At 64.9% G+C, this 9298-nt stretch carries 9 protein-coding genes; 6 read left to right on the top strand and 3 right to left on the bottom strand.

Annotation, left to right across the window (positions count from 1 at the left end; all coding sequences use genetic code 11):
- On the top strand, window positions 1-1045 hold a 1045-nt coding region (locus GJ633_RS10805), incomplete at its 5' end, for a VWA domain-containing protein (protein ID WP_156588840.1).
- A 49-nt stretch (window positions 1046-1094) separates the two neighbouring features.
- Complete coding sequence (locus tag GJ633_RS10810; protein ID WP_156588841.1) at window positions 1095-2249, top strand: XdhC family protein; 1155 nt, start codon at window positions 1095-1097, stop codon at window positions 2247-2249.
- Between the two features lie 239 nt (window positions 2250-2488).
- Here GJ633_RS10810 and GJ633_RS10815 read toward each other — a convergent pair whose 3' ends face one another.
- Both GJ633_RS10815 and GJ633_RS10820 read right to left on the bottom strand, forming a co-directional pair.
- Window positions 2489-3523, bottom strand: a complete 1035-nt coding sequence (locus tag GJ633_RS10815) for a tyrosine-type recombinase/integrase (RefSeq protein WP_156588842.1) — start codon at window positions 3521-3523, stop codon at window positions 2489-2491.
- Window positions 3516-3896, bottom strand: a complete 381-nt coding sequence (locus GJ633_RS10820; RefSeq protein ID WP_156588847.1) for a DUF5805 domain-containing protein — start codon at window positions 3894-3896, stop codon at window positions 3516-3518. The genes GJ633_RS10815 and GJ633_RS10820 overlap by 8 nt, the downstream gene beginning before the upstream one ends.
- 1413 nt (window positions 3897-5309) lie before the next feature.
- On the opposite strand from GJ633_RS10820, the gene GJ633_RS10825 reads away from it, so the two are divergent.
- The 4 genes from GJ633_RS10825 to GJ633_RS10840 all read left to right on the top strand — a co-directional run bounded on the left by GJ633_RS10825 (window position 5310) and on the right by GJ633_RS10840 (window position 8609).
- Window positions 5310-6236 (top strand): substrate-binding domain-containing protein, encoded by a 927-nt coding sequence (locus GJ633_RS10825; RefSeq protein ID WP_156588843.1) that lies wholly within the window; start codon window positions 5310-5312, stop codon window positions 6234-6236.
- Window positions 6233-6955: an ABC transporter permease gene (locus GJ633_RS10830; RefSeq protein ID WP_394351149.1), complete on the top strand. Its 723-nt coding sequence runs from the start codon at window positions 6233-6235 to the stop codon at window positions 6953-6955. The genes GJ633_RS10825 and GJ633_RS10830 overlap by 4 nt, the downstream gene beginning before the upstream one ends.
- Window positions 6952-7716, top strand: a complete 765-nt coding sequence (locus tag GJ633_RS10835; RefSeq protein ID WP_156588844.1) for an amino acid ABC transporter ATP-binding protein — start codon at window positions 6952-6954, stop codon at window positions 7714-7716. Before GJ633_RS10830 ends, GJ633_RS10835 begins: the two co-directional genes overlap by 4 nt.
- 134 nt (window positions 7717-7850) lie before the next feature.
- Window positions 7851-8609, top strand: a complete 759-nt coding sequence (locus GJ633_RS10840) for a TOBE domain-containing protein (RefSeq protein ID WP_156588845.1) — start codon at window positions 7851-7853, stop codon at window positions 8607-8609.
- 61 nt (window positions 8610-8670) lie between these two features.
- Here GJ633_RS10840 and GJ633_RS10845 read toward each other — a convergent pair.
- Window positions 8671-9298: YeeE/YedE thiosulfate transporter family protein (locus GJ633_RS10845; RefSeq protein ID WP_156588846.1), on the bottom strand; the 628-nt coding region annotated here is incomplete at its 5' end.

Raw genomic sequence — 9298 nt, forward strand, 5'->3', positions numbered from 1 at the left:
CGAACCGCTCGACGACGCCCCCGACGGCGCGCTCGCCCCGCTCGGCCCCGAGGGCGCGCCGCCCGGCGAGGCCACCGAGACGGCCGAGACCGAGACGAACCCCGGAGACGAGTGGGAAGACGGCGATCTGCCGCTCGTGCGGAGCGCGATCGAACCCGGACCGCCAGACGGGCGCGAGACGGACGGTACGACTGCGACGTACAGTCCCGCCGGACGCCCCGAGACGGTTACCGTTGACATGCATGCGCTAGTCGATGACGAACCGTTGGACGCCGCGGTCGATCGGCTCGTCGGGTCGCTCGCGTCGCTCCGCGGCCGTCGCTGGCAGCGCGCGGGAGACGGCGGACGGGCGGACCCGCGCCGCGCCCTCCGCCAGAGCGTCGCCACCGGCGGGGCAGTCGTCTCGCTGCCCGAGCGGTCCCGCCGCGAGACGGCGGTGCGGGTGGTCGTCCTCGCGGACGTCTCGCGGTCGGTGCTCGATGTCGTCGATCGCGGATTCCTGCTGCGGTTCCTCCGGACGCTCACGGCACGAGTCCGCCGTAGCCGGGTCTTCTTCTTCGACAGCGACGTGCGCGACGTGACGGTGGCGTTCGACGAGCCGACGACCGCCGACGCCGTTGGGGCGCTGGAACGCGCGGAGACGAGCTGGGGCGGCGGCACGCGGATCGGTCACGCCGTCGAAACCGTCAGGCGAGAGCACTCGGAGGCTATCGACCGGCGAACCGTCGCGCTCGTCGTCAGCGACGGGCTGGAGATGGGCGACGTGGCGGACCTGGAGCGCGGGATGACCTGGCTCGCAGGACGGGCACGGGCCGTCCTGTGGTTAAATCCGCTCGCCGCCAATCCGGAGTATGAGCCGACGCCGGCGGGAATGGCGGCCGCGCTCCCGTCTGTCGACGGCCTCTTCGCGTTCATCGACTCGGAAGACATTCTCGAGATGGCGCGACAACTGGAACAGTACGGGGCCGGCGGCCGGATCGGCTTGGAGTACGATCCGCGCCGGCGACGGGAAGCAACCCGACGTGACACGAAGACAGAACCATGACTCAACGACCGACGAACGACCGGATCGAACAGGACACGGGGGACCCGACATGACGGCCGGCGACTGGAGCGTCCCCGAGACGGAAGTAATGGACGCCATCGCCGAGGGGCTCGACGAACGGAACGCGGTGCTGGCGACCGTCGTCGCGGTCGAGGGCAGCGCCTATCGACGCCCCGGTGCGAAGATGGTGGTCGTCGACGACGGCGACGGAGTCGGCTCGATCACGGCAGGCTGTCTCGAAGACGAAGTGCTGAAGCTGGCGACACAGGTGCTAGACGACGGCGAGCCGCGGGTCAGGCAGTTCGACCTGACCGGCGACGACGACGTGTGGGGCCTGGGAGTCGGGTGTAACGGTGTCATCGACATCCTCCTCGAACCGCTGGACGACCGCTATCGCCCCGTCGTTGACGCCTACCAGCGCGGCGAGGACACCGCTGTGCTGACTGTCCTCACTTCGGACGACAGCCGACTGGACCTCGGCGACCGGGCGCTCGGGTTCTCGACCGCGACTTCGAACGAACCGGATCTACGCTTCGAGACCACGGCGTGGCCGGAGTGGATACTCGATGAGATATCGCCGACGGCGGAACTGCTCGTCGGTCGCGACAAGTCGGACAGCGTCACCGCCGAACGAGACGACGAGACGGTTGAGGTGTTCGTCGACAGCGTTACTGCTCCACCCGAACTCATTGTCTTCGGAAGTGGTCACGACGTGGCACCGGTCGCCAGCCTCGCGAAACGGGTCGATTTTCGAGTGACGGTGGCGTCGTTTCGCGGGGCTGCTGCCGAGGAGGATCGGTTCCCCGCCGCAGACAGTGTCTTGTCGACGTCGCCGGCGGCGGTCCGAGAGACGCTCTCGTTCGACGAAAACACCTACGCGGTCGTGATGACGCACAACTTCGTCGACGATACGATCGTCCTGAAGGAACTGCTCGAGACGCCGATCGAATACATCGGGCTGATGGGGCCGCGAAAGCGCTTCGAAGAGATGCAAACGGAGTTCAACGACGAGGGGCGGACGTTCACTGAGAGCGAACTGGAGCGTATTTACACGCCGGCCGGTCTCGATCTTGGTGGGGGGACACCCTTCCATATCGCGCAGAGCATCGTCGCTGAGGTCACGGCGGTTCATCACGATCGCGACCCCACACATCTCAAAGAACGAGAGGGAACTATTCACAGGCGAGTGGAAATCGACAGCTGACACCCACCTCTCTCAACGGAATAGCTGAATAGAGGCGCTAACTACTTCCCGGACAAGTGAGCGAGTAGGGTAGTTCACTCCAAGTGGTGGTTTGTAGAAATCCAAACGCCGAAACTGCGAACTGCGAGTGAGCGTCTTTTCTATATAGCGGAATAACCTATATCAGTTTGGCGCACGACATGAAATCTGTCTCGTTGAATCCGACGAAATCCGATCCGTGGCCGACGTAGCGGCGACCGCTACGACAACAGCCGGTACACGTTCGCCTCGTACGTTTCGCGGACTTGGTCGCCCCAGTCGTGCGTGTACGTATCGATGACGTCGTCGGCGACGTCGCCGCGCAGGTACTTGACGACGCCGCGGTCACCGGTACGGTCGCGGAGGTGTGTAGTGAAAAAGTGCCGGAAGTAGTGGGGTGTTACGTTCTCGGCGGCGCCGCCACCCGTCCGGTACCAGCCCGCTCCGCGGGCGTGTCGCTCGACGACGTGTCTGACTGCCTGCGGTTCGAGCCGCTCGCCCCACCCCTCCGCCGTGCCGACGAAGAGGGGTTCTGCGGGCGACGGACTGTCCGGACGGACCGCGAGCCAGCGCTTCAGTACGTGGTGCAGTTCGTCGTCGACGGGGATCACGGTCCCGCGCTTGCGTTTGTTCGCGGCCGTTCGGACTTCGCCGTTCAGTTCCTCGCCGACCGCCGCATCGGGAGTCACGTACAGCGAGTTCGGCCGATCGGACAGCACTGGACGCGTACCCAGTGGGTACGCGGTCGCCAGCTCCTCGTCGTCGACCGCGAGATCCCGGAGGTCGAGGTTACACAGTTCGCCGACGCGCATCCCGGTTTTCAGGAGTGTCACGACGAGCGCGTGGTGAAGCGGGTGACGGATCCCGGCGACGAACTCACGCATAGCCGGAATCGACACGTCCCGGCGAGCGGGATCTTTGTCGATGGTTTCGTCCATCTCCTCCATCACAAGCGTCATCGGGTTCTCCGTGAAGACCCCCACTTCCGTCATGTAGCCGTAAAATCGGTGGAGATAGGCGGCGTACGTCGCCACCGTGCTCTCTGCGAGTTCGCCGCGCAACGAGTGAACGAACGACATACAATCGCGGTGCGTCGCCGTCCCGGGCGAGGATTCGGGGTCGAGAAACGCCTCGAACCGTCGGAGCACGCGCTCGTAGGCGTCGCGCGTGCGCTCGGTCTTGCCGTGATACGTGAGGTCTTCGAGGAAGTACCCGACCGGATCCTCGACGTCTGTCGCGTGGCGGGCGTCACTCATCGGTCAACACGTACCCTCCTTCCCGACCGTTGTATCGAACGCGGTTCCGATCCTGGAGTGAGTCCAACGCGTCTTCCAGCCGCTCCTCGACGTCGTCGAACACGGCGTCGAGGAGTTCCTCCCACGAGTGGGCGTCCTCGGAGAGAAGCGCTTCGACACGACTTTCGAGCCCGCTACCCTGGGGGTCAGACCCCTCAGACGGGGCTTCGTCGGTGCTCGTCGGCGGCGGCGTCGTGAACCCTCGCCTCCCGGCCTGTACCATCGTCCTGACGAACTCGCTCTGGGACATGTCCAGCTCGTCGGCGTGCGCCTGCCACCGCTCTTTCTGTGCGGCGGGGACGTACGTCTTCACTGGACGCCGGTCGTCGGTCATCTCGATCCGGCGTTCTCGCGCCACTCACTTCAAGATATCCCAGATTACGGGATAAGGTCACTTATCTACAATCTCGACACCAAATTTGGTGGGAATTGTAGTACTATTATTCTCGATCTCTTATTACTATTCCTACAACCTTGGATTAACGGTTGGTTCGGAGTGGGTCAGAAATTTCGGATCTATCTTTATATCGTTCTGCTCCCAGAACGACTCGGGCGAATCCCGTTTTTCGGAATCGCCTGTGCTCGTCGAGCTCCAGCGGATCGATATCGCCGGAGTGCGCGTGTTCGGAACCGGATGGGGGCGGTTCGTCGCCAGACCGTTCGTTCGGCGTATCGTCTCTGCCGCGGGTCGAGAAATCGATCGCCCGAGGTCATCGCTGTCTATTAGAAATCTCCGAGAGCGTCCGAGAACGACTCCCGGATCGTTTCACACCGTATGTTAGAGAATCCGTTGGCGTCGGGGTACATCTCGGACCATTCTTTGGGTGTGGTCGGGTCGCCGGGTAATACATTGTCGCCAGCGCGGAGAACACCGCCAAAGCTCAAACCACGAGAATCTCCGAAAGACGGTCCTGCTCGCTTCGCTGCGCGGGCTGCGACTTTCGTGTCCCGCTCGCGATCGAGGTCCTGTGTCACTACCACCTCGCGGGGCTCGCGCGGCTTTCTGTGCTCCCCGCTCGCAATGCTCGCTGCGGTGTCGCCGCCGGCGACGCCACTGCACGGTAGCTCGATGGTTTCTCGAACGACACTGATCGACTCACCAGTTATCCGAGGGGCTGAAGCGTTTTATGACACCCTAACTCTCCCGCTGATGGCAACGTTTCTCTGGTCAGAGTCGGGAACCTCGTTCGAATCGTATCTCCTGTGAGGGTGACGGACTGAGAGACGTGCCGCCCGGCTGTCGACCGGCTACGGCCGGTCCACTGGGGGTCAAGTCCGTCTTCACGCCAGAAGATAAACTGTATGTCGCGATATCTATTCCGAACGCGGTTGAGACTACAGCGGGTTCCTCGTGATTCGGATGGGATGATCTCTCGGGACGCGCTGGCGACGAAGCGAGAGCGAAGCTCCCGCTCGCAGAGCCGCCAAGTAGAACACAGTGTGTGGCAGTATAGCTGTGTGTGGAGTATGTATCGGAGTATCGGGAAACCAACTCGGCGTGAGCCGACAGCCACTCGTCCAGCACCTTCGCGCCGGTGAACAGAAACTGTTCGCCGAATTCTTCGGATCCGCGGCCCGTCGGTGAGTTCGTGTCGGATTCCGTGGTGTCGATCTCGACGATCCCTGGATCGGAGTAACCCCGCTGTCTTCGTTTTTTTGTCCAGCGATCGGTCCTTAGCGTGTCGACCCATCCCTCGACACGGAGGGGAGCGAAACCTATTTTGTGTCGTGTTCCATCGGTGTTTCCATGACGATACAACGGAGGGATTTCATGAAGGCGATCGGTGTCGGCGCGGTCGCGAGCACGGCTGGTTGTTCACAACTCGGCGGCTCGGATGCGGACCGACCCGACGTGGCCGGCGAGTCGCTGACGCTCACCACGACGACCAGCACGTACGATACCGGGCTCCTCGACGAGATTCATCCGGACTTCGAGGAGATGTACGGCGTGACCGTCGACGCGGTAGCCCAGGGCACCGGGGCGGCCCTCGAATCGGCACGCAACGGGGACTCTGACGTGGTGATGGTTCACGCTCGCGGACTCGAAGACGAGTTCATGCGCAACGGCTACGGGGTCAACCGCCGTGACCTCATGTTCAACGACTTCGTCATCGTCGGGCCGGAAAGCGATCCGGCCGGGATCCAGGGCACGGCGTCGGCGACGGAGGCCCTCACGACGATCGCCGAGGCGGAGGCGCCGTTCGTCTCGCGCGGGGACAATTCCGGAACTCACACCAAGGAACTCAACCTCTGGGAGGCCGCGGGAATCGACCCGGGCGGCGACTGGTACCAAGAGACGGGCTCCGGCATGGGCGAGGCGCTGAACATCGCGAACCAGCAGGGGGCCTACACGCTCTCCGATCGCGGGACGTTCATCTCTCAGCGCTCTGAGATCGACCTCACCATCTTGGTACAGGGTCCCATCGAGGACGGCCCCGAGATCCTCGCGAACCCGTACGGTATCATGGCCGTCAACCCCGGCGTGCACGACAACGCCAACTACGACCTCGCGATGGCCTACATCGGGTGGATCACCAGTCCGGGCGCGCAAGACGCCATCTCGGACTACCAGATGAACGGCGAGCAGCTGTTCTTCCCCGAAGCCGTCTCCGAGGATCCCGACTTCCAGCAGTACGTCCCGGAGGGATGGAGTAGCGATTCGTCCGACCAATAAGCGTGCCGCTCGAACCGATCGCACTGCTTCCGGCCGTGGTCGACCTCCCGTTCAGGGAGGGCTACGTCTCCAGTACGATCTACGTCTCGCTGTACGTGAGCGTCACCGCCGTGACGCTGAGTACGCTGTTCAGCGTTCCAGTCGCTATCGTCCTGGGATTCACCGACTTCCCCGGCAAGCAGTTGGTGAAGTCGATTATCAACACGGGGATGGGATTTCCCAGCGTGGTCGTCGGCCTGCTCGTGCTGTTCACCGTCTCCAACCAAGGACCGCTCGGACCGCTGGACCTCATATTCACCACGGAGGCGATGATCATGTCGCAGTTCGTGCTCGCGACGCCGCCTATCACGGCGATCAGCCTCGCGGCCATCACCGGCGTGAGCGAGAACGTCCGCGACGCCGCCCGCGTCCTCGGCGGGACGCGCCTCGACGTGGCGCTGGTCGTCATCAAGGAAGCCCGGTACGGGATCGCGACGGCGGTCCTGGCCGGATTCGGCCGCGCCATCAGCGAGGTCGGGTCCGTCCTCATCGTGGGCGGGAACATCACGAGCGCGGAGGGGATCTCGAAGACGCGAACCCTGACCACCGCTATCCAGCTCGAAGCCCGTCAGGGGCAGTACGAGACCGCGATGGTCCTCGGAGCGATCCTGGTCGCGCTCGTACTTGTCGTGAACGCCATCGTCGTTCGATTCGGCGATACGGAGGCTGTGAACCGATGATCCGCGTCTCGAACGTCTCTCACACCTACGGCGACGAGTCCGTGCTCGAGACGCTCTCGCTCTCGGTCGAGCCGGGCGAGGTGCTCGGCATTATCGGCCCGTCAGGGGTCGGGAAGACGACGCTGTTGCGGATCCTCTCGCTTTTCGTCCAGCCCAGCGAGGGAACGATCGAGTTGGACGGGCGGGCCGCGTGGTCGACCGATGAGAGCGAACGACTGGCGCTCCGCCGGCAGATCGGGATGGTGTTTCAGGAGGCGAGCCTGTTCGACGCCACGGTCGCCCGAAACGCCGAGTACGGTCTGCGAGTACGCCAGCCGTGGAGCGAGCGAATACGAGACCACCTGCGGTCGATCCTCGGGTCAAGCGAGACGGCTGCTTCGGCCACCGAGGCGCTCGACGTCGTGGGGCTGAGCCAAAAGCTCGAACAGGAGGCCCGCTCGCTCTCGGGCGGTGAGGCACAGCGAGTCGCCTTCGCCCGGGCGCTCGCGTACGACCCCAAGTACCTCCTGCTCGACGAACCCACGTCGGATCTCGACCCGCGGAACACGGGCCTCATCGAAGAGGCGGTTCTCGAAGCCCGCGACCGTGATATCGGCGTCGTCGTCGCGACTCACGACATGCACCAGGCCGAACGCATCTCGGATCGCGTTGGCGTTCTGCTCGGCGACGGGTTCACCGAAATTGGCCCCACAGAGGCGATCTTCGAGAATCCAACGGACGAGCGCACGCGGAGATTCATCTCCGGGGAACTGGTGTACTGAGCCCTCCGCCCCCTGAAGTCGTCCGTCTCGCCGTCCCGTCCGTCTCGTCGTCCGTCACCCTCTCTCGCTTCGTGGTTTCCGACGATCGCCGGGACGAACGCAACGATTTTTGTCTCCGGCAGAGGAGGGAGCGTATGGACGTCGGCGTCGAGGCACGGCTGCACGTGGGCGACGTGACGTTCGGCGTGGCCGACGCCGAGTTGCTCCGCGCGATAGCCGAGCACGGCTCGGTCCTCGGCGCGTCCGAGGCGCTCGGCCGTTCGCGGGCACGAGCCCTGAACCAGATCGAGGTGTTGGAGACCGAGCTCGGACCGCTCGTCGAGCGGCAGCGTGGCGGCGCAGACGGTGGGGGGAGCCGCCTCACCGCGGACGCCCGAACGCTCCTCAACCGATTCGAGCGCGTGCGCACGACGCTCTCGGGAACCGCTAACGTGTCCGAAGCGGTGCTACGCGGCGAAGTGGTTGCTCGCGAGGGGGAATTCGGGCTGGTCGAGACCGACGCCGGTACGGTTCGGGCGCTGCTCGTCGATAAAACGCCGGCCGAGGACGGCCAGGAGACGAACGAGGGCGGGAAGCGCGGAGACACGTCGGCGGGTCTCGAGGTGGGCACGCGCGTGCAAGTGAGCGTCCGGGGCGATACGGTCACCCTCCACGATCCGACGGACGCGCCCGGCGGGAGTGCGACGAGCGCCCGGAACCGCTTTTCGGGGACGGTCACGAACGTCGACTCGGGGGAATCTATCGCCCGCGTCTCGATCGACGTCGGTGCCGCCGTCCCGCTGCTGGCGCTGGTGACTCACGAGAGCCTCGACCGCCTCGCTCTCGAGCCGGGTGTCGACGTCGTCGCCGCGTTCAAGTCGACGGCCACGCGCGCGACGGCGGACGAGCCGTGAGGTAGTTCCTCGGTCGTCTCGGCGGGTCGGCGGACGTGTGCGCTCCGTGGTCGGGGAACGGTCAGATCGCACAGCCCACGTCCCGGTAGAGCCAGTGAGTCATGGCGTACACGCCGGCGACGATGCCGACGGCCGCGATGAACGAGTGGACCGAGAGCTCGGCGATACCGGAGTAGATGTTCCCGATGTTACACCCCGGCGCGAGCCGTGACCCGGCGCCCATCAGCAGTCCACCGGCCACGGCGTTGGGAAGCCGACGTCGTTTCGGGACCCGAAGCGAGAAGTCTCCGCTCCAGAGAGCGGCCAGCGCGGCGCCGACGATGACGAACAGTATCATCACCATGTCGACGGTGACGCGGACGCCCCGTCCCTGGAAGAGCACGGAGCCCCAGTACTCGAACGAGCCGACGTCGACGCCGACCTGCGAGAGGAGGTAGCCCGTCCACCGCGCCTCGGGGCCGGTGATGCCGACGATAGAGACCTGCGTGAACCACAGGACAGCCACGCCGGTGATACCCAGGGCGGCGCTCCGTGGGTCCCACGGGCGCTTGCTCGCGGCGATCGGATCGCGAAACGCGGCCGCGAGACCGCGAGCGTACGCGACCGTCCCCCGCGTGAATTGGCGGAGGCCGACGATCGGTGCCAGGGCGGCGGAGAGCCTGACCGACGCCGCGGTCGAGCGCTCGCTC

Source organism: Halorubrum sp. CBA1125, assembly GCF_009742825.1.
Lineage (GTDB): Archaea > Halobacteriota > Halobacteria > Halobacteriales > Haloferacaceae > Halorubrum.